This is a genomic window from Croceitalea rosinachiae (assembly GCF_031846445.1).
Taxonomy (GTDB): domain Bacteria; phylum Bacteroidota; class Bacteroidia; order Flavobacteriales; family Flavobacteriaceae; genus Croceitalea; species Croceitalea rosinachiae.
This window is the reverse complement of sequence record NZ_JAVRHR010000001.1, coordinates 1,212,790-1,237,280: the sequence shown is the minus strand read 5'-3', so window position 1 is coordinate 1,237,280 and position 24,491 is coordinate 1,212,790. Positions and strand designations below refer to the sequence as shown.

General features: G+C 36.3%; 26 protein-coding genes. 12 read left to right on the top strand and 14 right to left on the bottom strand.

The features are described 5' to 3' along the window. Positions 1–31: 31 nt before the first annotated feature. From RM706_RS05630 to RM706_RS05615, 4 genes are read right to left on the bottom strand one after another with little or no spacing between them, the layout of a single operon-like run. A complete protein-coding gene (locus tag RM706_RS05630; RefSeq protein WP_311350049.1) occupies positions 32–451 on the bottom strand; it encodes a Dabb family protein in 420 nt (139 codons plus the stop codon). A gap of 46 nt (positions 452–497) precedes the next feature. After that, positions 498–1,292, bottom strand: a complete 795-nt coding sequence (locus RM706_RS05625; RefSeq protein ID WP_311350048.1) for an SDR family NAD(P)-dependent oxidoreductase — start codon at positions 1,290–1,292, stop codon at positions 498–500. Between the two features lies 1 nt (position 1,293). Further along, positions 1,294–2,970, bottom strand: a complete 1,677-nt coding sequence (locus tag RM706_RS05620) for a sodium:solute symporter (protein WP_311350047.1) — start codon at positions 2,968–2,970, stop codon at positions 1,294–1,296. A 34-nt stretch (positions 2,971–3,004) separates the two neighbouring features. Further along, complete coding sequence (locus RM706_RS05615) at positions 3,005–3,979, bottom strand: phytanoyl-CoA dioxygenase family protein (protein WP_311350046.1); 975 nt, start codon at positions 3,977–3,979, stop codon at positions 3,005–3,007. Between the two features lie 173 nt (positions 3,980–4,152). On the opposite strand from RM706_RS05615, the gene RM706_RS05610 reads away from it, so the two are divergent. After that, entirely contained in the window at positions 4,153–5,016 is an 864-nt protein-coding gene (locus RM706_RS05610; RefSeq protein WP_311350045.1) for a helix-turn-helix domain-containing protein, read from the top strand. Between the two features lie 75 nt (positions 5,017–5,091). Here RM706_RS05610 and RM706_RS05605 read toward each other — a convergent pair whose 3' ends face one another. Further along, positions 5,092–6,018 carry a nicotinic acid mononucleotide adenyltransferase gene (locus RM706_RS05605; RefSeq protein WP_311350044.1) on the bottom strand — a complete coding sequence of 309 codons (927 nt, stop codon included), beginning with the start codon at positions 6,016–6,018 and terminating at the stop codon, positions 5,092–5,094. A gap of 136 nt (positions 6,019–6,154) precedes the next feature. Here RM706_RS05605 and RM706_RS05600 point away from each other — a divergent pair, with 136 nt between their 5' ends. After that, entirely contained in the window at positions 6,155–7,144 is a 990-nt protein-coding gene (locus RM706_RS05600; protein WP_311350043.1) for an NAD(P)H-dependent glycerol-3-phosphate dehydrogenase, read from the top strand. Here the strand turns inward: RM706_RS05600 and RM706_RS05595 are convergent. The 3 genes from RM706_RS05595 to RM706_RS05585 are packed head-to-tail and all read right to left on the bottom strand — an operon-like array spanning position 7,141 to position 9,537. Continuing rightward, entirely contained in the window at positions 7,141–8,808 is a 1,668-nt protein-coding gene (locus tag RM706_RS05595; RefSeq protein WP_311350042.1) for a glycerol-3-phosphate dehydrogenase/oxidase, read from the bottom strand. The two genes, RM706_RS05600 and RM706_RS05595, sit on opposite strands and share 4 nt — an antisense overlap. Before the next feature lie 52 nt (positions 8,809–8,860). Further along, a complete protein-coding gene (locus RM706_RS05590) occupies positions 8,861–9,181 on the bottom strand; it encodes an antibiotic biosynthesis monooxygenase family protein (RefSeq protein WP_311350041.1) in 321 nt (106 codons plus the stop codon). Further along, positions 9,181–9,537 carry a hypothetical protein gene (locus RM706_RS05585; RefSeq protein ID WP_311350040.1) on the bottom strand — a complete coding sequence of 119 codons (357 nt, stop codon included), beginning with the start codon at positions 9,535–9,537 and terminating at the stop codon, positions 9,181–9,183. The genes RM706_RS05590 and RM706_RS05585 overlap by 1 nt, the downstream gene beginning before the upstream one ends. Before the next feature lie 100 nt (positions 9,538–9,637). Here RM706_RS05585 and RM706_RS05580 point away from each other — a divergent pair, with 100 nt between their 5' ends. The 5 genes from RM706_RS05580 (at position 9,638) to amaB (ending at position 13,579) form a co-directional block, all read left to right on the top strand. Next, positions 9,638–10,144 carry a CvpA family protein gene (locus tag RM706_RS05580; protein WP_311350039.1) on the top strand — a complete coding sequence of 169 codons (507 nt, stop codon included), beginning with the start codon at positions 9,638–9,640 and terminating at the stop codon, positions 10,142–10,144. Positions 10,145–10,440: 296 nt separating this feature from the next. After that, positions 10,441–10,929 carry a CAP domain-containing protein gene (locus tag RM706_RS05575; protein ID WP_311350038.1) on the top strand — a complete coding sequence of 163 codons (489 nt, stop codon included), beginning with the start codon at positions 10,441–10,443 and terminating at the stop codon, positions 10,927–10,929. Between the two features lie 131 nt (positions 10,930–11,060). Beyond that, complete coding sequence (locus RM706_RS05570; protein WP_311350037.1) at positions 11,061–11,606, top strand: 3-hydroxyanthranilate 3,4-dioxygenase; 546 nt, start codon at positions 11,061–11,063, stop codon at positions 11,604–11,606. Next, positions 11,606–11,983, top strand: coding sequence for a DUF1304 domain-containing protein (locus RM706_RS05565; protein ID WP_432264963.1), 378 nt, complete (start codon positions 11,606–11,608; stop codon positions 11,981–11,983). Before RM706_RS05570 ends, RM706_RS05565 begins: the two co-directional genes overlap by 1 nt. Positions 11,984–12,025: 42 nt before the next feature. Next, positions 12,026–13,579 carry an L-piperidine-6-carboxylate dehydrogenase gene (gene amaB / locus RM706_RS05560; protein ID WP_311350036.1) on the top strand — a complete coding sequence of 518 codons (1,554 nt, stop codon included), beginning with the start codon at positions 12,026–12,028 and terminating at the stop codon, positions 13,577–13,579. Positions 13,580–13,668: 89 nt separating this feature from the next. Here amaB and RM706_RS05555 read toward each other — a convergent pair whose 3' ends face one another. Beyond that, a complete protein-coding gene (locus RM706_RS05555) occupies positions 13,669–13,860 on the bottom strand; it encodes a hypothetical protein (protein ID WP_311350035.1) in 192 nt (63 codons plus the stop codon). Positions 13,861–14,215: 355 nt separating this feature from the next. Between RM706_RS05555 and RM706_RS05550 the strand changes: the two genes are divergently transcribed. After that, positions 14,216–15,127 (top strand): OmpA family protein, encoded by a 912-nt coding sequence (locus tag RM706_RS05550; protein WP_311350034.1) that lies wholly within the window; start codon positions 14,216–14,218, stop codon positions 15,125–15,127. 29 nt (positions 15,128–15,156) lie between these two features. Further along, positions 15,157–15,711: a hypothetical protein gene (locus tag RM706_RS05545; RefSeq protein WP_311350033.1), complete on the top strand. Its 555-nt coding sequence runs from the start codon at positions 15,157–15,159 to the stop codon at positions 15,709–15,711. 61 nt (positions 15,712–15,772) lie between these two features. Here the strand turns inward: RM706_RS05545 and RM706_RS05540 are convergent, their stop codons facing one another. Next, on the bottom strand, positions 15,773–16,768 hold the full coding sequence (locus RM706_RS05540) for an acyl-ACP desaturase (protein ID WP_311350032.1): 996 nt from the start codon (positions 16,766–16,768) through the stop codon (positions 15,773–15,775). A 56-nt stretch (positions 16,769–16,824) separates the two neighbouring features. Further along, positions 16,825–17,550, bottom strand: a complete 726-nt coding sequence (locus RM706_RS05535) for a metallophosphoesterase (RefSeq protein ID WP_311350031.1) — start codon at positions 17,548–17,550, stop codon at positions 16,825–16,827. A gap of 143 nt (positions 17,551–17,693) precedes the next feature. Here RM706_RS05535 and RM706_RS05530 point away from each other — a divergent pair, with 143 nt between their 5' ends. Continuing rightward, positions 17,694–18,638: a carbohydrate kinase family protein gene (locus RM706_RS05530; RefSeq protein ID WP_311350030.1), complete on the top strand. Its 945-nt coding sequence runs from the start codon at positions 17,694–17,696 to the stop codon at positions 18,636–18,638. Position 18,639: 1 nt separating this feature from the next. After that, on the top strand, positions 18,640–20,565 hold the full coding sequence (locus RM706_RS05525) for an alpha-amylase family protein (RefSeq protein WP_311350029.1): 1,926 nt from the start codon (positions 18,640–18,642) through the stop codon (positions 20,563–20,565). Here the strand turns inward: RM706_RS05525 and RM706_RS05520 are convergent. The 3 genes from RM706_RS05520 to RM706_RS05510 are packed head-to-tail and all read right to left on the bottom strand — an operon-like array spanning position 20,562 to position 23,329. Then, entirely contained in the window at positions 20,562–21,698 is a 1,137-nt protein-coding gene (locus tag RM706_RS05520) for an ATP-binding protein (protein WP_311350028.1), read from the bottom strand. The genes RM706_RS05525 and RM706_RS05520 overlap by 4 nt on opposite strands. Beyond that, positions 21,695–22,450, bottom strand: a complete 756-nt coding sequence (locus RM706_RS05515) for an SDR family NAD(P)-dependent oxidoreductase (RefSeq protein ID WP_311350027.1) — start codon at positions 22,448–22,450, stop codon at positions 21,695–21,697. Before RM706_RS05515 ends, RM706_RS05520 begins: the two co-directional genes overlap by 4 nt. 6 nt (positions 22,451–22,456) lie before the next feature. Continuing rightward, positions 22,457–23,329, bottom strand: coding sequence for an aldo/keto reductase (locus RM706_RS05510; RefSeq protein ID WP_311350026.1), 873 nt, complete (start codon positions 23,327–23,329; stop codon positions 22,457–22,459). 158 nt (positions 23,330–23,487) lie between these two features. Here RM706_RS05510 and RM706_RS05505 point away from each other — a divergent pair, with 158 nt between their 5' ends. Further along, on the top strand, positions 23,488–24,489 hold the full coding sequence (locus tag RM706_RS05505) for an AAA family ATPase (protein WP_311350025.1): 1,002 nt from the start codon (positions 23,488–23,490) through the stop codon (positions 24,487–24,489). The last annotated feature ends 2 nt before the right edge of the window (positions 24,490–24,491 follow it).

Sequence of the window (24,491 nt, the reverse complement as noted above, 5' to 3'; positions counted from 1 at the left end):
TATTATTGAGAAAATTGGATTATTTGAGCTGTTAATTTGCCCAATAGTCAACAACAAATACCTTTTCTATATGGGGGCCCAAGCTGGCCACAAATTCTTGATGCTTAGGATGAGGCGTGTATATACTATCTCGATCTTCTTCTGATTTAAATGTAAGCAAATAACAATGCGTAAAGCCCTGATGAAAATCTTCTGGACTATCATTTAGACCCCATTCAAAATCTTGGATAATATCGATATGATTGGTTAAATCAGCAAAGCTTTTGTTTAATTTTTCAACCTGTTCAGTACTTGTGCTATCATTAAATTTAAAAATAACAACGTGTCTCAATAATTTTTCCTCTTTCATTTCTTCTGATTTAACTTCTTTTTCTACAACTACTTTCTCTTTTGTATCCATACATGAAATAAGTAATATTACACCCAATACTGCTCCTAATAATTTTTTCATTCCTCTATTTTTATAATTAATAATCAATTGTATGCTATTAAAGGTTTTAAATTAATCCCCCAGTACTGCCACCATCAACTTTAATAGCAGCTCCATTCGTTGCCGATGCCAGCGGACTGCAATAATACAATATTGTAGAGGCCACTTCATCTACACTGGCAAAGCGTTGTAAGAGTGAAGACGTTCTTATATCTTTAAAAAAATCAGCCTCTACATTTTCTTTTGTTTTACCTGATTTGGCTGCTTCATTCTCCAAAAACTGTTCGGCCCCTTCTGATAATGTTGAGCCAGGTACGATTGAGTTGATGGTTACACCGCTAGCTTTAGTTAATTGGGCTAAACCTTTTGCAATGGAAATCATTGCTGTTTTTGTCATACTATAAGCTAACAAATCTGGGGGAACCAATTCTGCACATTCACTTGAAATGAACAAAATACGACCCCAGTTCTGGTCCAGCATCTTAGGCAAAAAATATCGCGACAAACGTACCCCACTCATCACATTGATTTCAAATTGTTGTTGCCAATCACCATCCTTCATATCGAAAAAGGATTCGGCTTTGTAGATACCAACATTATTAATCAATATATCTAAATCTGGTAGTTTTTTGCACAAAAGATTGACTTCATCAGTATTTTGAAAATTGGCCGCAAAACCAGAAACATCATTAAGGGGAAACTCTTGTTCTAGCTTTGCCACTGCCCTTTCAACAGATTCTTTCGAACGCCCATTTATAATTACCCTAGCCCCTTCGTTTAAGAGCGTTTTAGTAGTTGCGAAACCAATTCCAGCGGTAGAACCCGAGATAAAAACCGTTTTATTTTTTAGTTTTAAATCCATATTAACTTGCTAATCCCAAAGGGCTAAATAATGCCCATAAGGCCAATACAAAAACTATTAATACCACTGTCAAGGTTGCATCTTTTGACCATTTACTTGTGGTGGTTTTATTGGATTTTTGAAAGGTCACCAAGGCTAATTCTTCATCGGACTTTGATTGTCCAAATCGACTCACTATGGCTAATACAGATCCACAGAATAGAAAAAGAACTAGTGCAAAATGCAAAAAATTAATCTCTAAAAAATAGGACAATAACGTTCCCTTCTCTACCTGAAATACACCTTCATTGGCCATGAATTCAGTAACCAACCTAAGAATACCTAAAATAAAGCCTGACCAGAGCGCAACAATCGCCCCTTTGGCATTTATCCATTTATAAAAAAGTCCGAATAAAAATACTGCAGCAATCGGAGGGGAAATATAAGCCTGTACACTTTGTAAATAATGAAAAATTCCGCCTCCCATTAAGCTTCGCATGAATGGTATCCATCCTAAGCTTACAATAACTAATATGATTGTAGCCACCTGCCCAAATCTAACCAAACTTTTGTCTGAGGCGTTGGGCCTATATTGCTTGTAGAAATCAATGGTCAATAATGTTGAGCTTGAATTAAAAGCAGATGATAATGAACTCATTAACGCCGCTAACAGTCCTGCAATTGCTAGACCTTTCAACCCAATTGGAAGAAAGCTATTGATCATTGCTGGCAATGCTTGGTCTGCATTATCCAACACAAAATTAATCTCCCCTTTTTGGAGCAATGCATAGGCAATCACCCCAGGAATGAAAAATATAAAAACAGGTAATAACTTTAAATAACCCGCAAAGAGCGCTCCTTTTCGAGCATTGGAAACATCTTTGGCTGATAAAGTTCGTTGAACGATATATTGGTCGGTACACCAGTACCAAACACCTAAAATTGGCGCCCCAAAAAGCATTCCCGTCCAAGGGTATTCGGTATCCGACATTGGTCTCCAAAGATTAAAAAAACGTTCAGCAGGCGGATTACCAGGAGTCTGCGAAGCAACTTCAAGAGTGTTAATTAGTCCATCCCATCCCCCAAGTTGATATATTCCAAAGAAGGTAACAGCTATAGTTCCTACCAATAAAATTACAGCCTGAACCATATCTGTATAAATTACCGCTTTTAAGCCTCCTAAAACTGTATAAAACCCTGTTGCGATTACTGTAATTATAGCACCCGTCCAAAAGGGTACTCCTATGGTCTCAAAAACCAAAGCACCAGCAAAAATGATAAGGGAGATTTTTGTGATTACATACGCCAATATAGAGACTACAGAAAGATAATTTCTACAAGCTTTTGAATATCTTTTTTCTAAAAATTCGGGCATCGTATACACCCCTGTTCTTAGGTAAAAAGGAACAAATACCCAGCCCAATAAAATCAAGACTAAAGAAGCTATGATTTCAAAATTGGCCATCGGCATATTTGCCCTAGCACCAGCGCCGGATACGCCTAAAATAATTTCAGAGCCAATATTTGAAGCAAATAAAGAGGCCCCTACAACTAGCCATCCTTGATTTTTGCCGGCAAGAAAGTAATCTGCAGCACTACCTTCTTTGTTCCCCTTTGATGCCCATTTTGCAATCCATAATATTATAGCAAAATAGAATAGGATGATACCCACATCCCAAAAACTCATTGTGGTTGTCATATATTTAGTTTGGTTTCTTAGTGGTTGTTCTCAATTACCAATTTTTCAAACCTAGTAATTTTTCCCCAAGGTCTGTGAGTTTGGCAGCGTCATATTTATCTCGTTCCCAGTTTCTTGGATCACCAGGAAAAGCGTAACCTTCTGGAGCAACTCTATTTTTCCATGAGTTGACGCGCCAATTACGAAGTTGTTGATTATCTTCCTCAGCAGGCATCATGGAAATGTACTGTGCGATACGTACCTTATCTTTTGATTTATTAGGTCTGATTCCATGAGGTTCCGTGCTATTGAAGATCAATAAATCTCCTGCCTCCATTTTCACTTTTTCAATTTTGTCCTCCAAACCTTCTAAACTAGGTTGAAAATGATTCCTGTCTTCAGGCTGGGTCAATTTCCATGTGTCATAATTTCTATACAACCAAGGTATGCATTGAAAGCCACCCATATTCTCATCGGTCTGATTGGCCAAAGCCAATACTCCTTGAACATTCTGAGGTCGAGTTTCGGGATCATAATCCCAATGAATAAAACCTTTTTTATTCTCTCCTGCTCGTTGCGGGAAATTTAAGTTTGCTCTATCAATGGTTACCCATAATTTTTCAGTTCCCCAAACATCTACAAAAGCGTCATAGACTCTTTGCATTTGTCTATTATTCCATAGATGTTGATTGTTGTAAACTTCCACCATCCCTGTTCCCGTAAGCTCTTTCATTTGCATTTCGGCTCTTGGTGGCGCATACCATGTTGAGGAATCGTTAGGGTCTTTTTCATCAAATTCCCATAAAAAATTTGCTGTGGCTTGAGCTTGTTCTCTTGGAACAGCATTTTTAATAACAATATATCCATTATGCTTCCAAAATTTCCAATCTTCTTCAGATAATACCCTTAGTTGTTTTCCATTGGACCTATCATTCAAACTTATCTTACTGCTAGTAGCTGTGGATGGATTACCAGGAATTTCTTCATGTGCTTTGTTGGCCATTTCCAATTTTTCTTCGTTCTGCATCATATCTATTATTTTAGTTTACATCTTTTTTCTTAAACAAAACTAAAGGTAGGTCAAACTGTTTTCAACCTTGATATTGATTTAAATTTGAACAATATTGATATTTTACTTATTTTTTAGTTATTTTTTAGTGAATTTTGTATAATTTCAATTAAGAATCATTCTGAAATCTTCAAGTGAAAATCCAATTAGAAACCATCTCACCAATTAGTAAAAGTCCATTTAGACTTTTACATGACCCAAAACTGAATCATTTATTTTATTGGCATTTTCATCCTGAATATGAATTAGTATATATAGAGGGGGCAAGCGCTAAAAGACATGTTGGTCACCATATTTCAGAATATAAAGAAAGTGATTTGGTATTAATAGGTTCAAATATTCCACATCTTAATTTTGACCATGGCGTAACAACCACTTACCTAAAAGAAGTGTTACATATTAAATCAAACTTTAAAGATATAATCTTAGATGGCCTACCAGAATTACAACAAATAGATCGGCTAATTGAATTATCTAAATATGGGATTGCTTTTTCTGGTTCTACTAAATATGAGGCAGGAAAGCTTTTAAAAAAACTTCATCAACTAGAACCTTTTGATTTTTTTTTAACCATAATCCAAATCTTAAAACTGCTAGCGAATAGTAACGAATTTGAACTTTTACATAAAAAGCCTTTCATAAATAAATACAGTAAAAAAGAACAAGAACGAATACGAAAGGTTTATGCCCTTATTGATGAGCGATACCAAACCAAAATTAAACTAGATGAGGTTGCCACCTTATGCAATTTAACTAAGCCTGCATTTTGCAGGTACTTTAAAAAAGCCACGGGAAGCACTTTTATTGAATTTTTAAACCAATATCGCATTAGCCAAGCAAAGCGTTTACTTTTAAAGGGTAAAAATGTGAGTGAAGCCTGTTATGAATGTGGTTTTGAAAGTCTATCCTATTTTAATCGTAGTTTCAAAAAAGTTACTGGCGAAAACCCGTCAGAATTTAAAACCACTTTTAGTACAAAAAAGAACCGCCCTGAGTAAAGATACTCCAGGGCGATTCCTAACTAAATAACCAACCAAAAAACTTTTATAATAGTCGAAGACTATTTGTATTCCTTACATTTTACGCTGACGCGTTACATTCATTTTCTTATTTGAGGATTTCACCCTCTTTTTATCAACCTTACTTGACTGACTTTTCGACTTCAAGAATTGTACGAAACCACGTCCTCCAAATTCATATACCGTTTCGCTAGTGACATGATATAGTTCTATGGTACCATCATCAATAACGTAGAGTTCAAAGTAATCATTGCCCATAAAGTCATAATCGAGTGTTAAAGTTTTGAGTGTTTCATCATTTGTGTCAAAAACCTCATAGTCACCTTCAAAATCCCATTGCAGGTTTGTTAAAGGAGTACCTATTTTATCAACTGAAGATCTAAAATAGCCGCCATTGTCAGAAAAAAACTGAAGGTAGTTTTCATCATCAAACTCATTTATAGCTCCTACTTCGCTCGTAAAAGTTTTCTCCCAAGCGTCATATTCTTGTAAAAAGTAATTGATGTTCTCATAAAATACCCGATCGTAATCAAAATTACTTGTACGATATCCGTTCAAAAAATATGAGGTTCTAGATCTAGAGTCATACAGTTCTATAGTGTTATTATTTATGGCATATACATCTAATGACCATAGACCATCAATATCATGGTCGATTTCAACAATGCCGCTTAACGTGGCGTAAGATCCAACATCAATACCTAATCCGCCACCTGTCTTGCCAATACCCACAATGTTATTGTTGGCCAATAAAATTCCGTTATCGAATGCTACGGTAAAAGCACGTTGTAAAAATGGTACTTCTCCATTGCCTTCTGTAGCATTAATATCTACATACCATAAATCATAAGACTGTAAGACTTGATCCGTATTAAATGCTGATTCTACAATAAAATCATCTTCAATAATAACTTCTGTATAACAAGAAGTTGCTAAAAGAGTGATTCCTAATAATCCGAATAGTAATTTTTTTGCTTTCATATCTCATGGTTTTATGGTTCGATTAGTTAAAACCAAGCATCATGCCAAAAATCATAATATTCTGATAATCAATTATTAACATATCAAATTTGAATTTATATACCTTTGGTGCGGTATAAATAAAACTCAAGAACTATTGAAATTTGCTGTTTTAGGAGGAGGTAGCTGGGCAACTGCTATAGTAAAAATGTTAACTGAAAACTTAGATACTGTCCATTGGTATATGCGAAACCACAGTGCCATTGAACATATACAAAAAGAAGGCAATAACCCAAATTACCTTAGCTCGGTCGATTTAAAGATTCGTTCGCTATTTTTAACAAGTAATATCAATGAAGCAATTTCTTCAGCAGATTATCTGATTTTTGCTATCCCCTCTGCTTTTTTGGATAAAGAACTTCAAAACCTTAGTGCCAACTTAGAAAACAAGGTTATTTTCTCCGCAATAAAAGGTATTGTTCCTGAAACAGGACTTATAGTCGGCGAACATTTTCATGAGGAATATAGTGTCCCTTTTGAAAATATCGGCGTGATTACTGGACCATGTCACGCAGAAGAGGTAGCTCTAGAGCGATTATCTTACCTAACCATAGCATGCGCTGATGAAGTCAAAGCCCAATTATTGGCAGAACACCTTACCAGTCATTATATAAGGACGAAAATCTCTGATGATATTATCGGAACAGAATATGCAGCCATGTTGAAAAACATTTATGCCATTGCCGCAGGAATTGCACACGGATTAGGATATGGCGATAATTTTCAGAGTGTACTTATGAGCAATGCCATTCGCGAGATGAAACGATTTATTGGCCGCGTGCACAAAATGAAACGTAATATTAATAACTCTGCTTATCTAGGTGATTTATTAGTTACAGGTTATTCCACATTTAGCCGTAACCGAATGTTTGGCAATATGATAGGAAAGGGCTACACGGTAAAAAGTGCCCAAATGGAAATGAATATGGTAGCAGAAGGCTATTATGCCACAAAAAGTGCCCATTTATTGAACCAAAAGCATGAGAAGAAATCTAAGACGCCAATTATAGATGCAGTGCATCAAGTGCTGTACGAAAAGAAAAACGCTAAAAAGATTTTTAAGAAGCTAACCGAAAAATTGGATTAAGCTCGTTCCAACGAAAAATTAGAATGCCGCTCTAGTTCCTTTTCTAATTGTTCTTTAAAATGCAACATCGAATCATCTGAATATCCAAAAGCCTTTTTGACATCATCAAAGACAGGATTCATGTACATTCTGATACTCTCTATGTCAAAATACAATCTGCCTGTACGTCGAATAAAGAAATCTAAGGGATTTGAAACCATTTCATGTTCCATACCAAACTTTAGTTCTGCTCGCATCAATCGCAATTGGCTGTCCTTATTTCTAAAGCTCTTGTAATTGTCTAAAATTATTTCAGTCTGCTTACCATAATTGGTGACCAAAAACCAGGCATCGTGTTCTGTAAGCCCATCTGGCTGAATTCGTTCGAAAACTTCTTGAATGTATTTTTTTACATGTTTGAATTTTTTAAAATCACTACCACATAATGGAATCTTATCTGTAGTACAAGCAGCAACTTCAACGCCAGTCTCTTCCTCTATTTTTTTTGTAATACGATTGACGACACGTTCAGCCATTTTTCGATATCCGGTAAGTTTACCTCCCGCAATGCTTATTAATCCGCTATCTGATGTGAAAATCTCATCTTTTCGAGAGAGTTCAGAGGCAGATTTGCCTTCTTCGTGAATCAAAGGACGGAGTCCTGCCCAGGATGAAATAATATCCTCCATCTCCAAATTGATATCTGGAAACATGTTGTTTACTGCGGATATCAAATATATAGCATCTGCAAGGTCCGTTTCTACCCTGTCCTTGTCTAGATTGAAATTGGTATCGGTAGTGCCAACATAGGTTATCTTGCCTCTAGGAATTGCAAACATCATTCGTCCATCTGGAATGTCAAAATAAACGGATTGATTTACAGGAAGCTTTTCAAAAGGAAAAACTAAATGAACCCCTTTGGTCAAGTGTAAACGTTTTCCTTTTTTAGAGTTATTTGTACTTCTAAGCTCATCAACCCAAGGGCCAGCAGCACTAATTACATAGTTAGACTTTATCTCTAACATTTCACCGCTAATATTATCCTTGATTTTTACCCCTGCAACTTTTTCGTTTTCATAAACAAAATCGGTAACCTCGGCATAGTTTAGCGCTTTAGCGCCATATTGCAAACTGGTTTTAATATTCTCCGTAGTCAAACGGGCATCATCAGTTCTATATTCCGCATAATAACCCGCTCCGTTCAATATCTTTTTTGGTAGGAGCGGCTCTAATTTGAGAGCTTCTTTTTTTCCTAACATTTGTCGTTGATCTTCTCCCTCGACCTGAGCAAGAATATCATAAACCTTTAAACCAATTGATGTGAGCCATTTTCCATAAGAACCACCATCAATAAGTGGTAATAACATTTTTTCCGGAAGTACCAAGTGAGGTGCCAATTTGTGCACTATAGCACGTTCAGAACCAACTTCTTTGACCAACCAAAAATCAAACTGCTTCAAATAACGCAATCCACCATGAATAAGTTTGGTTGATTTACTGCTGGTACCTGAGGCATAGTCTCCTTTTTCGACCAAAGCAACTTTAAGCCCTCTCGAAGCAGCATCCAATGCAATTCCACCACCAGTTATTCCGCCGCCAATAACTACGAGGTCATAGCGCTCTTTAGACAATTCTTGAACAATTTCTTTTCGATCAAGATTTGAAAATCGTAATGGCTTATTCATATGGTACAATTTTTTGCAAAGATGTAAAAAAATACTGTGCTATTCTGTGCTATTATTTAGATTTTCTATGATTAAACTCATATTCCCGTTCTACTCGGCAAACCCGAACTTTATACCAAGAATACCAATCAGACATTCCTTTATTTTGAGCAACCTGATGGTCAAGATTGGCCTTCCAATTCGCAATAGCCTCCAAACTATCCCAATAACTAACAGATATGCCCAATTGATCACGAGCTGTTTCAAAATCTATAAATCCCTTTTGTTTTCTGGCAAGAGTTTCCATTGCTGCGGCCATTTCGGCATAGCCATTATCACCTACTGTTCTGGTATTGGTAAAAATAACTGCGTAATACTGTTTTAGAAGTTCCATTAGGTTATAAATTGTTTTTCAACAAAGTAATTTACGATGGCCTCCTTCATCAAAACAGTTTGTTCACCTGCTTTTAATGGGGGTAGTTCTTCTTTGATACTATAATGTGGCCAGCCATCATCATCAAAAAAATCAAACTCATAATAACCATAGGGTTCCAAAAGTCTACATATGGCAATATGCATTAAATTTACTTTCTCATCCTTTTTATAAGCACGCTGGTATTGACCTAGTTCTTGAACCCCTACCAAATAAATAATAGCATCCAATTCCAATGGATCGCCATCAGAGAATTTTGCGGATAGTTTATCAACCAATAAACCCCATCGTTCTTTTAAAACAATATCTCTTGACATATACGGCAAAGATACTATTCACGGCGTACACAATTGAAATCTATTTGTTCCAAAATTTTGATGTTGTTCGCTATCAACTATATTTGTTTAAACCGGTGGCATGAGCTTCATAGATATCGTTTTGGGCATTCTTTTAATTTGGGGACTATATAAAGGCTTAAAAAATGGTCTTTTTGTTGAGCTCGCATCTTTGATAGCTTTGATTGCTGGCATATTTGGATCTATTCATTTTTCATATATCGCTGGGGACTATCTTTCGCAAAACATGAATTGGAATGAGCGTTATATAAAAATAGCATCCTTCCTTATTACTTTTATTGCGATTGTTTTGATTGTACACTTAGCTGGAAAATTTTTAACAAAGATTGCTGATTTTGCTATGCTTGGGCTTTTGAATAAAATTGCAGGGGCAATATTTGGCACTTTAAAAGTAGCAGTAATTCTTGGTGCACTACTTATCTTCTTTGAAAGGGCCACCTCTTCTTTCAATTTTGTCAATAAAGAAACGCAAACAGATTCTATACTGTATAAACCAATTCGTGATATTGGTGCACTTGTGTTCAGTACTGTTTTTAAACAAGAGACTAATTCTTTAGAAAAGGAATAATGTTTTTACCACTAGTCGACACTTTTTTGCAATTGACCTAGCCCCATTTTTAACATATGCCGACAAACGGTATTCAACACTCGACAAGAGGTTAAAATTCGTTCAAAACGTCTCTTTTCTTCGATGAAATGACGGCAGCATTTTGTCGATAACCCCTTATTATACTTGATTTAGCAGCTTGTCGATTAAAAAGCGATTCTTAAAGATATTCTGAGGTCTCGCCAAAGACTCGATATACTTTAGCTAAACAAATCAGAAGCAAAACAACCAAAGCAAAAATTTTAAGCCTACAAAACATGAAATTACATTACACTATATTATTTATTTCAATTTTAGCCTTTACTTCATGTAGCACAACTTCGGTACAGGATGAGGAAGTCCTTTTTGAAAATGAAGAAACTGCATTAATTATATCAGAGAAGGAATCTGAGCTTTTTAATATTGTTAACACTTATAGAACTTCATATGGCTTAAGTGAATTGACTTTCAGTACTACTATATATAAATATGCGCAAGAACATACCCAGTTTATGATAGTAGAAGATGAGATAAGTCATGATAACTTTAATGCTAGGGCAACACAAATAGCTAAGGAAACAAGTGCTACCCATATTGCGGAAAATGTTGCAAAAAACTATCCCGATCCAGAAATGGCTTTACAAGGCTGGTTAGATAGTGCTACGCATAAAAACACAATTGAAGGTAATTTCACGCACACATCAATAAGTATCAAAGAAAATTCAGAAGGAGAATTGTTTTACACCCAAATTTTCTTCAAAAAATAAAAATACTATTCGATTTTTATATTAAGTGTTTTAATAAGTATTTCAATGGTTTGAATAGGGCTCATATTATTATGGGCCTTATTTGTTTTTGTATTATAACAACAGCTTTTTTGTAACTTTCAAAAAAAAATATGGCCATAAAAGCCCCTTTTAATCTCAATAAATGGATTGAAGAAAACAGAGGTTTACTAAAACCGCCAGTAGGAAATAAAAATCTATATAAAGAAGCAGGAGATTATATTGTAATGATTGTGGCAGGACCAAATGCACGTAAAGACTATCACTACAACGAAACAGAAGAGTTATTTTATCAACTTGAAGGAAATATAGAGGTCCATATTCAAGAAGATGGAGAAAAGAAAACCATGAAACTAGGGCCAGGGGATATGTATTTGCATCCGGCTAAAGTTCCCCATTCGCCAGTTCGTCATAAAAAATCAATTGGTTTGGTGGTTGAACGTAAGAGAAATCAAATGAATGTTGATGATGGTCTTTTATGGTTCTGTGACAATTGCAACCATAAATTGTATGAGGCTTATTTTACACTCCATGATATTGAAAAAGACTTTTTAGGTCATTTTAAACATTTTTACGGGTCTAAAGAATTACGGACCTGCAAGAATTGTAATACTGTGATGCCCGTTGATGAACGCTATATCGCCAAAAACAAAGAATAATGATACTACTCATTACTAAAATTATTATCGCTATTGTTGCCCTATTACATTTTTACTTTCTATGGTTAGAGATGTTTGCTTGGACCACTAAAGCGCGAAAAGTCTTTCTAAATTTTCCGCAAGATTTATTCGAACCCACAAAGTCAATGGCTGCTAATCAAGGATTATACAATGGTTTTTTAGCTGCTGGTCTTGTGTGGTCTCTTCTAATCCAAGATATGCAGTGGCAAATTTACACCGCACTTTTCTTTTTGTCATGTGTAGCTATTGCAGGTATTTATGGAGCGATTTCGGTTTCAAAAAAGATATTTACTATTCAGGCCCTCCCTGCGTTAATCGCCATTATTTTGCTTTTAGCTACCCTTTATTCTTCGTAGTTTTGTGCAAAATCCAACAATACTGCTTTAAAAAGTTATAAAATGTCAAAAATTGCTTCAGCTTTCGGATTAGATACCGCCCTAAAACAACTAGGCCTAAAAGAAATTAATGATGGTACCTCAACGGGTATAAATAGTTTTGGGTCGGGCGAATTAATAACATCCTATTCTCCAGTTGATGGTGAGTTAATTGGAAAAGTAAAAGCAACCACAAAAGCTGAATATGAGAAAGTGATGCAAGCAGCCACTACAGCTTTTAAAGATTGGAAAACCATGCCTGCTCCTCAACGTGGTGAAATTGTCAGACAGTTTGGTGAAAAATTAAGAGAGCTCAAAGAGCCTCTTGGCAAGTTAGTTTCATATGAAATGGGCAAGTCATACCAAGAAGGATTGGGCGAGGTACAAGAAATGATTGATATCTGTGATTTTGCTGTTGGTTTATCAAGACAATTACATGGATTAACCATGCATTCTGAACGCCCTGGTCATCGCATGTATGAACAATATCACCCTTTAGGGGTAGTTGGAATCATTTCCGCATTTAACTTTCCTGTTGCTGTTTGGGCATGGAATACGGCTTTAGCATGGGTAAGCGGAGATGTTTGTGTTTGGAAGCCTTCCGAAAAAACGCCTTTGTGTGGTGTTGCCTGTCAAAATATTATAGCCGAAGTTTTAAAAGATAATAATTTGCCAGAAGGAATTTCTTGTTTGATCAATGGAGATTACAAAGTTGGTGAAATGATGACCAACGACAAAAGAATACCTTTAGTTTCGGCTACAGGATCCATTAGAATGGGGAAAATAGTTGCTCAAGCCGTAGCAGCTCGCCTAGGCAAATCATTATTAGAGCTTGGGGGAAACAACGCTATTATTGTAACGCCAGACGCGGATATTAAAATGACCGTTATTGGTGCTGTTTTTGGTGCTGTCGGTACTGCTGGACAACGCTGTACATCAACCCGTAGATTAATTGTTCATGAATCTGTGTATGACCAAGTAAAAAACAGCGTTGTCGATGCGTATAAACAGCTTCGTATTGGCAATCCATTGGATGAGAACAATCATGTAGGGCCGTTAATTGATACTGATGCAGTAGCCATGTACAATGCTTCTCTTAAAAGTGTTCTCCAAGAAGGTGGTCAGATTTTAGTGGAAGGTGAAGTTTTAAAAGGAGACGGATATGAAAGCGGTTGCTATGTAAAACCGGCAATTGTAGAAGCTGATAATTCATTTGAAACGGTACAGGAAGAAACTTTCGCTCCTATTCTTTACCTGCTCAAATATTCTGGAAGTGTAGAAAACGCCATAGCACAACAAAACGGTGTAGTACAGGGGTTATCTTCCGCCATAATGACCAATAATTTGCGTGAAGCCGAGCGTTTTCTATCAGCTGCTGGCAGCGATTGCGGAATCGCAAATGTAAACATTGGTACTTCGGGTGCTGAAATTGGCGGGGCTTTTGGTGGTGAAAAAGAAACAGGCGGTGGTCGAGAAAGCGGCTCTGATGCGTGGAAAGTTTATATGCGCAGGCAAACCAACACCATCAACTATACAACCGAACTTCCGTTAGCACAGGGGATTAAATTTGACCTATAAAGTCTTAACTAAGCCTTCTTAAATTTTTATACGAGTTTCTTAAAGTTTCCTTAGGGTTAGGGGCTATATCACGTTCCAAAAAAAGTGATCTACGCCCGATACTTTTGCTTGTGCGATAATTTGGGCAATATCATAAACCCATCGCCTGGGTCACTCTTTAAAGGAAAACCTGCCATCCATTGATCTGGTGTTTGACCGTCACCTTCAAAACGGAATTCTTTCGCAGCATCTTTAGTATACGATACTTTATGATTTCTTAAATACTTTTTTATGCTCTTCAAAAAAATAAAAAACCGCTACCCACAAAGGACAACGGCTTTTAAAACCAACTTAACTAACTCAAACTTATATTTTGAAAACCCTATCTCAATGCCGGAACCTTGTCGGGAGAAATAGAGTTCTAATAAATTTTGAATTCAAATCTCTAAATAATACTCCAGACTATAAACACCACTGTTATAAGTGGTCAAAAAAACTGTATAATTGGTTAGTTTTTAGGCTTTCTACATTTTTAAATTCGTAAAGGTTGTAAATTACAATTTCGTAATCCTTTGGTAACGAATAATTTCCTAGTAAAATTTTAACTTTTTTAACTAATTTTTAATACTTTGTGCCTCAAACACTAAACTATTAAACATGACAAGAAACCTATCCTATTTATTGGGTATAATTATTACCATTTTAATAGGAACCTATTTCTATTTTACTTGTTGTAGTGATTGCCGTTTGGCGACTACAGACAATGAACAGGCTCACGAAGAAATAATACCTGTTACTGAACCCCAACCTACTTCGTTTCCATTTTCGGTTAAAGATGGCGAGTATGCATTTGAAGTTAATGACAATTTCAACTTTGACCTTTCGTCGAAAAGTATTCTTATGCCTATTTCTGAAAATGTTAGCAACGGTGTTCAAAGCCTAAAGTCGTACTTATTGGAAAATACCAATAAGGTCATTGAAATTACTGGTCTTTACCGCAATGATGAAGACAATCCTTCAGCTTTTCCAAATCTTGGCTTGGCCCGCGCCAATTCGGTCAAAAATTATCTCGTATCTAATGGCATTCCATCAGCCCAGACAAATACTTTTGGAAAGCTTATGGATGAATTGTTGCCCATGAATAATAAATTGTTAGGCCCAATTACTTATTTAATTTCTGCTGGTAATGAAAATACAGCTGATGATTTAAAAGTCTTACATGATGAAATCGTAGCTAGTCCTCTAGTCTTATATTTTGAAACCGGAGAGGCTGCAATTTACTTAACTGCAGAACAACGTCAGAAAGTAGCAAACATCTCTACTTATCTAGATAAAGTATCTGGAGCTGCTTGTAATGTGGTTGGTCATACTGATAATACTGGTAATCGAGCGACCAATATTGGGTTAGGTCAAGAACGTGCAGATTTTGTCAAGGCTTATCTTGTTCGAAATGGAATTATAGCTGATAAAATAAATGCAACTTCTCATGGCCCTGATTCCCCTATTGCAACAAACGCAACTGAAGAAGGAAGGTCAAAAAACAGACGAACTGTTGTAACACTCAATTAAAAATTAAATAACACTTAAAACTATAAAAAATGAATTTTGATAATATTTGGTGCTGGTTAATTCCATTGTTAGTAGGCGCAATTTGTGGTATAATTGGCTATTACTGGGGCAAAGGAAAAAGTGACGTCATTGATAATTCTCCAGAGCTGAAGGCCCTTGAAAATGAAAATGCAAGTCTGAAAGCAGATTTGGATGCCTGTAACAAAAAATTGGCTGTAAAACCAGTTGCAAAACCTGCTAAGTCTAAGGTTGCTTCTTCATTAGCCGCCGGGTCAGCTGCAATGGCTTTTGATGCGGCAGCAGCCAAAGCTGCTTTTGGAAAAAAAATAAAGCAGGATGATTTAAAAATTGTTGAGGGAATTGGGCCAAAAATTGAAGGTTTGTTTCACAATTTTGATATTAAAACATGGCAGGCACTATCAGACGCGACAGTTGCTAAATGTCAAGAAGTTTTAGACTCTGGGGGCAAACGCTATCAGATACATGATCCAGCTTCATGGCCAATGCAGGCTAAGATGGCCTTTAAGGGAGACTGGAAAAAGCTTGCCAAATGGCAAGATGAACATAAAGCAGGTAAACTATAAAAAGTTTCTGCGCTTAATAACCACCAAAAGAAAACCGGCTTCTTTCGAAGCCGGTTTTTTATTATAGCATTCCATTCGCCTCAACCCATTTAAATTTATATTGGTCTTGACCAAACTGCATGCGTTCTGAAATTCGTTGTAATCTATCTGGTAATTTCATTAAATAATCACGGGCTTTCTCGGCTTGCTCCGAAAGAGAAGTTACATTACCTATATCCCAATAATCATTCAATTTCCTCAAAATATCAACATAGTCCTGCGCCGTATAAACACCGAGTCTTTGTGCGCAATTAGAAAACAACTCAAATGCAGAACTGCTTTCGCCGCCAGATTCTCTTAAAAAATGAGCTGGCATAACAATTTTCTTTCTCATCATATCGGCAAAAGCAAGCATCATCCCATCGGAATCTTGACCAAAAATAGTTTTCACAAACTCTCTATAAGCTAAATGATGGCGCATTTCATCACCCGCTATTATAGTGCACATCTTACCAAGTAATGCATTACCTTTTTTCTTTGCCATTTGACCCACTCTTTTATGTGAAATGTTGGTAGCAAGTTCTTGAAAAGTAGTGTACACAAAATTTTTATAAGGATCTCTATCTGTGCCTATATCAAATCCATCAGCAATTAGATGTTGGGTTGTGATTTCTATTTCACGCATGTTCACTCTACCAGACAAATACAAATACTTATTAAGTACATCGCCATGTCTATTTTCCTCAGCAGTCCATGCACGAACCCATTTTGACCAGCCATTATCTTTACCTGAATGTTGATCAATACCCTCAACATCCATTAACCAAGATTCGTAGGTAGGCAAAGCTTCTTCCGTTATGGTATCAGCGACTAAAGTCACCCAGAAGTCATATCCCAACTCTTTTGATTCTTCACGAATTTGTTGCACTTCATCAAAAAAAGTATCTTCTTGAGAGTTAGGCAAAAAATCTGTAGGCTGCCATATCTTTTCAATGGGCACCAAAAAGTCTTCCATAAAACCTTGAACTTTTGGTTCTATGGCCTGCATTACTTCTAAACGTATATTCTTTAACGACATGGAAAGCGATTTTAAGTAAAGGTCATTAATATTATCCGAAATCGGATCTTTTAAATTTAGTTTCTTCCTTTTTCATTCGGATAGAAACTTTGAACGGGTTCACTTTGCCAAAATTCCTTTGTGTTTACATCCATAGCGCTTAGAGGTCCTTTAAAAGCGGCCCCGGTATCAACATTCCAGACATTAGCTCCGTTTTCTGGTATTGCGATACCTGTTTTTGAAAGTGGCGTATGACCAATAAAAATCTCTTTATAATGTGTCAATCGTTTTGGGTAGTCTTTATCTTCCGGCTTAAGGTTAGCATCAAGTGCTTTGGCAAGTTCCCAAAGGGTCCTATCCCAATAAAATAATTTTTCAAAATACTCGTAATCTATTCCCTTAAGATTAGTGAATCCAGCATGCAGATATAACCTATTGTCTTTATCAATATAGGTGTTTTTCAACGACTCATAAAAATTCAAGTGCGGTTTCCAGTGCTGCTTACCCGCCTTAAGATAAGAATCTCTTGTTGCTACTCCACCGTGCGCCAACCATGTCGGATTCTCCTCTCCTGTCAACATCCAGTCTTTACAAAGCTCATCGTGATTACCGCGAATAAAAGTACAATTATGCGATTCATTCAAAGCAATCAAAAATGATACTGTCTCAAAAGCATCACTCCAAGAATCCACATAATCACCCAAAAAGACAAGATGATCTTGTGGAGTAACCTTTGCACGTGCTAACAATTGTTTCAGACCCTTAAGCCCAGAATGGACATCGCCAATAACGAGTCTTCGCATTATCTTAAATTTTTGGCAATATTAAACACAATTATATCTTTAGATGAAAAGTTTCGGTTAAGATTTAAAAAACCGAGTTCGATATTTTTTGTACAGGGAATAGAATTCTATGTACCTTGTATTCTCATTTTAATCATCAAATCATGACCCGAGTTTTTTGTATCGGTGAACTTCTTATTGATTTTGTTGCCGAAAACCAAGGCAGCGACCTTTCAAAAGCCATGGATTTTACTAAAAAAGCTGGGGGTGCTCCTGCCAATGTCGCTTGTGCTATAGCCAAATTGGGAGGTAAAAGTTCATTTATAGGTTGTGTTGGAAAAGATCCATTCGGATCTTTTTTACTCGATGTGCTCAAAAATGAAAATGTGGACATTTCTATGGCTCAACGATCTAAAACGTTCACCACTTTAGCTTTTGTTTCATTGGCAGAAGATGGAGAGCGTGACTTTGTTTTTAATCGGGGCGCTGATAAAGAATTAAAATATGACTCTAACATCAAAAAAGAATTTGAACGAAATATAATTCATCTTGGAGCTGCGACAGCCATGCTTGGAGGCGCCCTTGAAGAAGCTTATGGGCATTACTTTTTTGATGCATTGACCAAAGATTCGTTTATAAGTTTTGACCCAAATTTTAGAATTGATCTTTGGAAAAACAATGAATCGGTTTTTATTAAAAAGTGCATGCCTTATGTACAAAAATCACATCTATGCAAATTCAGTTTAGAAGAGGCTTTACTGCTTTCTGGTAGAGATACCGCAGAAGATGCCTGTAAGGTTCTTCATGAGGCTGGGGCAAAAATTATCACTATTACCTTGGGTAAAGAAGGTACTTTTGTAAGTATGGAAACTTTGCAGCAAACTGTACCGAGTGTTAAAGTTTCTCCAGTAGATACAACTGGTGCTGGCGATGCTTTTATTGGGTGCCTATTGTACCAAATTTCTAAATTACCTAATTTCAACACAATCTTTGATAATGCTTCATTATTGTTGAAAATGGTTGAAAAAGCGAACAAAGCCGGCGCCATCACTACTACCAACTATGGGGCAATTATAGCTTTGCCCACCTTAAAACAACTAGAAGCTTAAAATGAACCAGGCCGCGTTGCATAGACTAGTTTCTTCAAAATCGAAGAAAAAAGACCTTGACACTTTATTTGAATTACGGTTAGCGACTAATCTTACTTTAATCAAAGATTTGTTTCTATCTATTTATCCTGATTCTCAAAATAAGGCATTTGAAAATCTATTATTGATTCTTCCAAAATTATTTGAAAAACGTCCTCAAATTCTTAAAAAGCAAGACATACATAGAATAGAAGTGGGTAATTGGTATCAATCAGAAAAGTTGATGGGCATGCAACTTTATGTTGACCATTTTAATAAAAATCTCAAGGGCCTTCAAGACAGGTTATCTTATTTTGAAGATTTAGGTGTCAATTTTTTGCACCTGATGCCAATTACCACTAGACCAAAAGGAGAAAATGATGGTGGTTATGCTGTGAATAGTTATACAAAAATTGACAAGCAATACGGCACTAAAAAAGACTTACAAGAACTCACCTCAATTCTTCAAAAAAAGAAAATGTACCTGATGCTCGACTTTGTGGTCAACCATACATCAGATGAACATCAATGGGCAAAAAAGGCAAAAGCTGGTGATAAAAAATATCAAGCTTATTATTATTCTTATGCTGACCAAACAATACCAAAAGAGTTTGAAAAGACCCTTCCTGAGGTCTTTCCTGAAACGTCTCCAGGCAATTTCACCTATATAGCCGAAATGGAAAAATGGGTGATGACGGTTTTTAATTCGTATCAATGGGATTTAAACTATACAAACCCTAATGTCTTTATCGCGATGCTCTCTAATTTGGTGGAACTTTCTAATTTGGGTGTAGATGTGGTGCGTTTTGATGCATTGGCATTCCTCTCGAAAAAGTTGGGGACCAACTCTCAAAACCTTCCTCAAGCACATAATATTATTTCTCTTTTTAGAATGTGTCTTCAAGTAATTGCACCTGGTACCATACTGCTAGCAGAAGCCATTGTTGCACCTTCGGATATTGTTAAATATTTTGGCGAAGAATCAAAAACGGGTAATGAATGTGAAATTGCTTATAATGCTTCATTGATGGCTTTATTATGGAATTCTATCGCCACAAAAAAAACAGCGTTGCTTCATAAAAGTCTAACTAATGCGCCCAAAAAGCCAGTAGATGGAACATGGGTGAATTACATTCGCTGTCATGATGATATTGGACTGGGGTTAGATAACCAATTTATTAATGAGTTGGGATGGAACCCCCAAGGGCATCGAAAATTCTTATTGGATTATTACTGTCAACGACTTGATTGGTCACCGGCTAAAGGGCTAAGTTTTATGTACAACCCTAAGACCGGGGATGGTAGAATTACTGGCAGTGCTGCCTCATTATTAGGACTTGAAAAAGGATTACAGGAAAAAAATTCTGAATTGATTCGTCAGGCCATCGACAAAATTATCATGATGCATGGTATCATATTGTCTTTTGGTGGAATACCTCTAATTTATGCTGGTGATGAAATTGGCACCTTGAACGATTATTCTTTTTTAAATAACGCCAATAAAAAAGAAGATAGTCGCTGGGTGAATAGGCCTCAACAAGACTGGAATGTTATTGATGCATTAACAAAAAAGACGACTCCACAAACTGAAATTTATCACAAGCTAAAAAAAATGATTGCCATTCGAAAGAAAAATTCCGTTTTTGCTGATAAAAGCAATTGGGAGATTTATCATACGGGCAATGAACACATTATGATCTTTGAGCGAAGCTCAAAAACAAAAGATGGTTTACTTGTTATTGCAAATTTTGACAATAGTCCACAAGTCATTGATGCAAGCTGGATATCTAAATTAGGTTATTTAAGAAACCAAGAATGTCACGATTTAATAACGTACGACAGCATAAAATTGACTAGTGGGTTTTTAGAAGTAAACCCATATCAATTGCTCTGGCTGCAAAAAGATTAGTTGTACCTCACCTTTCTCAAAACCCTAAGCGACTCTTTTAAAGATTGATAAATGCTTGTGTCCATTTTTTTAAGAATTGCTCTTGCCAGCTCCATTTGCTCTTTTGCATCTTCAAAACCATTGAGATAACAAATCAAATACGTATCGGGTAAAAATTCTAAATCAACTTTTTCGGCAGCTGTCAACTGTATTTTCTTCTCTAATTTTTGCAACAAGGCGTTGTTCGCATTAAAAATATGATAAAGGGTTTTTTTATCATATTGCGGAGGTTCAAAAATTAATTCACTGTTAATCGTATAGTTCCCATTGTCAGAAAAGGTGATTGTAACTTCTTCAAGCGGATAATATTTTTGTTTTTTACTCAATCCAAGTTGTACGAATTCAAGAATTGTAAAAGAATCTTCATCATAGGTAATTGTAATTTCATCTAAGGCGGAGTAAAATAGTTTTACTTGTTCATTGATGAGTTCAATATCAACCCGGGAATAATAAACTTGCCTTTTTACCTTTTTCTCATGCCCTGCCCAACAAAGCACAAACTGCTCTTTGAAAACTTTATAATTACTGCTCAAATCGGCATGACGGTTATTGATAAAATCGATTACCCCATCCAAGGTCAACTCAATATTGTTTTTGGCGTGCAGCTCTATAGTGGCAACCTTATTAGAATTGATATCCTCCAATTTTATATCAAACGCCTTGGGCAGGCTTATGCTGCCCTCTCTAAAAAAAACTGCTCCCCCATAATACTTCCAAATATTCTTTCGCAAGGCGCATACCTGACCATTAGACATTATAGTCACTAACCCCACTACCTTGCCGTCGGGCAAGTGTGGAAAAGGTATGTTTTCATATGAAATTTTGGGAGGATTATCTAAATAGGCATTGACCAAATTTTGAATTTTACTATCGTCAAAAAAATCAACCCCAACAATTTTATTATCTTCATCTTCAACACCCACAACAATGAAAGAATTGTTTTGGGGATTGCTATTTGCCAATGCGCAAACATGCTTTAGAAATTTTGCCTTACCCTCTTTTTCACCAATAGAAATAAAGCGTTTTTTGTCATAGAAACTATTTTCATCGTTATGAGCAAGTAAGTTTTTGACTAAAAGACGTTTATTGATCATAAACTTTTCTTCACAATAGTAGAACTTGCTTGAGCTGTTGACATCACTACTAAATCGGCTATGTTAACGTAATAGGGTCTAGTGACTACAAAATGGATAATGTCTGCAACATCTTCAGGTCTTAACGGTTGGTAGCCTTGGTATACTTTTTCTGCTCTCTGAGTATCTCCTTTAAAACGGACCTCACTAAATTCAGTTTCCACAAGGCCGGGATTCACAGCTCCAACTCGAATCCCATATTCATTCAAATCTATTCGCATGCCTTGGTTAATTGCATCTACGGCGTACTTGCTTGCACAATACACATTACCCTTGGGATACACTTCTTTACCCGCTGTAGAGCCAATATTGATAATATGACCTTCTTTTCGTTCGACCATTTGTGGCAGAACTGCTTTTGAAACATAAAGCAATCCTTTTACATTGATATCGAGCATGGCATCCCAATCATCGAGATTCCCATTTTCAATAGGGTCAAGCCCATGGGCATTACCAGCATTATTAATCAATACATCTATTACAGAAAAGTTAGCTGGAAGTGATGCTACCGAATCAAATACCGCTTTTCTTTCTCTTACATCAAAATTTAAGGTGATCATATTAGTGGCCTTACCGAGTTTTTCTTCTAAGTAATCTAGCCTATCTTGGCGCCTTCCACAGAGTATCAGTTGAAATCCATTTTGAGCAAACAATTCAGCCGTAGCTTTGCCTATTCCACTAGTTGCCCCAGTAATTAATGCAGTTTTTGACATAATAAATTATGGTATTGGCTCTCCTTTACTGGCTTCAAGTAACTTAAACCAATCTTGCAAGTCTAAATTAATATTGACCGCTTGCATAGAAGCTTTTAATCGATCTTTTGTAGCTGTACCTACAACCGGATATATTCCAACCGGGTGTTTTAAAATGAAGGCAAGTAGTAATTGACTTTCATCAACATCGTATTTTTCTTTTAGTCCATCAATAACCAACTTAATTCTAGAGTTCTGTTGATTTTCTTCTCTAAAATAAGTGCCTAGCGGACTCCAAGACATTGCCATTCTCTTATTGGCAATACAATCATTGAAAGTTCCATCATACATTGGATCGTCATGGGTCAGTGAAAATTCTACTTGATTTGCCTCTACTGGCAACACCATCTCTAACATTTCTATTTGGGGGGGAGTAAAATTTGAGACACCAAATTTTTTAATCTTACCATCGGCCAAAAGATTTTGAATAGCTTCTGCAATTTCATCTGGTTGCATTAAGGGGCTTGGACGATGTAAAAGCAACAAGTCTACATAGTCAGTTTGTAAGTTTTTTAAAGATTGTTCAACAGACCAAGTAATATAAGCGGAATCATATTGATAATGAGCTACTTTGTTCTTTCTGTGATTTATCATTTGAATACCACATTTGGTAATCAACTGAATATCTGATCGCTTAATTCCACACTGAGCAAAGGCTTTACCAAAGTCAGATTCGGTGCCGTAATCACCATAAATATCAGCATGGTCAAAGCTGCTAATCCCTAATTCGAGACAATAATTCATAAGGTCGATTATTTCACGAGTAGAAAGTCGCTTTCCCCAGCTGCCCCATGTCATGGTGCCGGCAATAATTTTTGAGTAAAAAGATGTATTTTGCATAAGATGTGAAAATATAAAATTAATACCTTAAACTCTTCATAAAACTAGGGCTTCCGCAGTTTTTTTAACCAATAATTAACAGGTCATTTTTAAATAAATTTTCATTTTGCACTCTGTTAAAATTTTAAACCAAAGAATAAGTCATTACAAAATTTCGTATGGAAGAAAATACTACAATAGACATTAGTGCTGTGAACGAGAAAATTGCAAAAGAAAGCGCTTTTATCGACCTGCTAACTTTTGAAATGAATAAAGCAATCGTTGGTCAAAACCATATGATAGAAAGGCTCCTCATAGGGTTATTGGGCCAGGGGCACATTCTGTTAGAAGGCGTCCCCGGGTTAGCAAAAACCTTAGCTATTAATACTTTGGCCAAAGCGGTAAAAGGGAGTTTCAGTAGAATTCAGTTCACTCCCGATTTATTACCTGCTGATGTTGTTGGCACCATGATTTACAACATAAAGGAAAATGATTTCTCCATAAAAAAAGGCCCAATCTTTGCAAATTTTGTTCTTGCCGATGAGATTAACCGTGCCCCAGCCAAAGTACAGTCCGCCTTATTAGAGGCCATGCAAGAAAAGCAAGTGACTATTGGTGATGAAACTTTTAAGCTTGCACCTCCTTTTTTAGTAATGGCGACCCAAAATCCTGTAGAACAAGAAGGAACTTACCCTCTTCCTGAAGCACAGGTTGACCGATTTATGCTGAAAACAGTAATAGATTATCCAAAGTTGAATGAAGAACAATTAATTATCCGTCAAAACTTAAAGGGTAGTACAGAGGCCATTAAACCAGTAGTGACCCTCAAACAAATATTAAGTGCACAGCAAGCAGTTCGAGAGGTTTATATGGATGAAAAAATTGAAAAGTACATTCTTGATATTGTTTTTGCCACTAGATATCCAGAAAAATATAACCTCGAACATTTAAAACCCCTTATCAGTTTTGGTGCTTCTCCAAGAGGTAGCATCAACCTTGCCAATGCTTCAAAGTGTTATGCTTTTATAAAACGAAGAGGCTATGTAATTCCAGAAGATGTTCGTGCTGTAGTTCATGATGTTCTTAGGCATAGAATCGGAATCACATATGAAGCTGAAGCTGAGAATATTACTTCAGAAGGAATCATAAATAAGATTGTAAACGAGGTTGAAGTGCCTTAAAG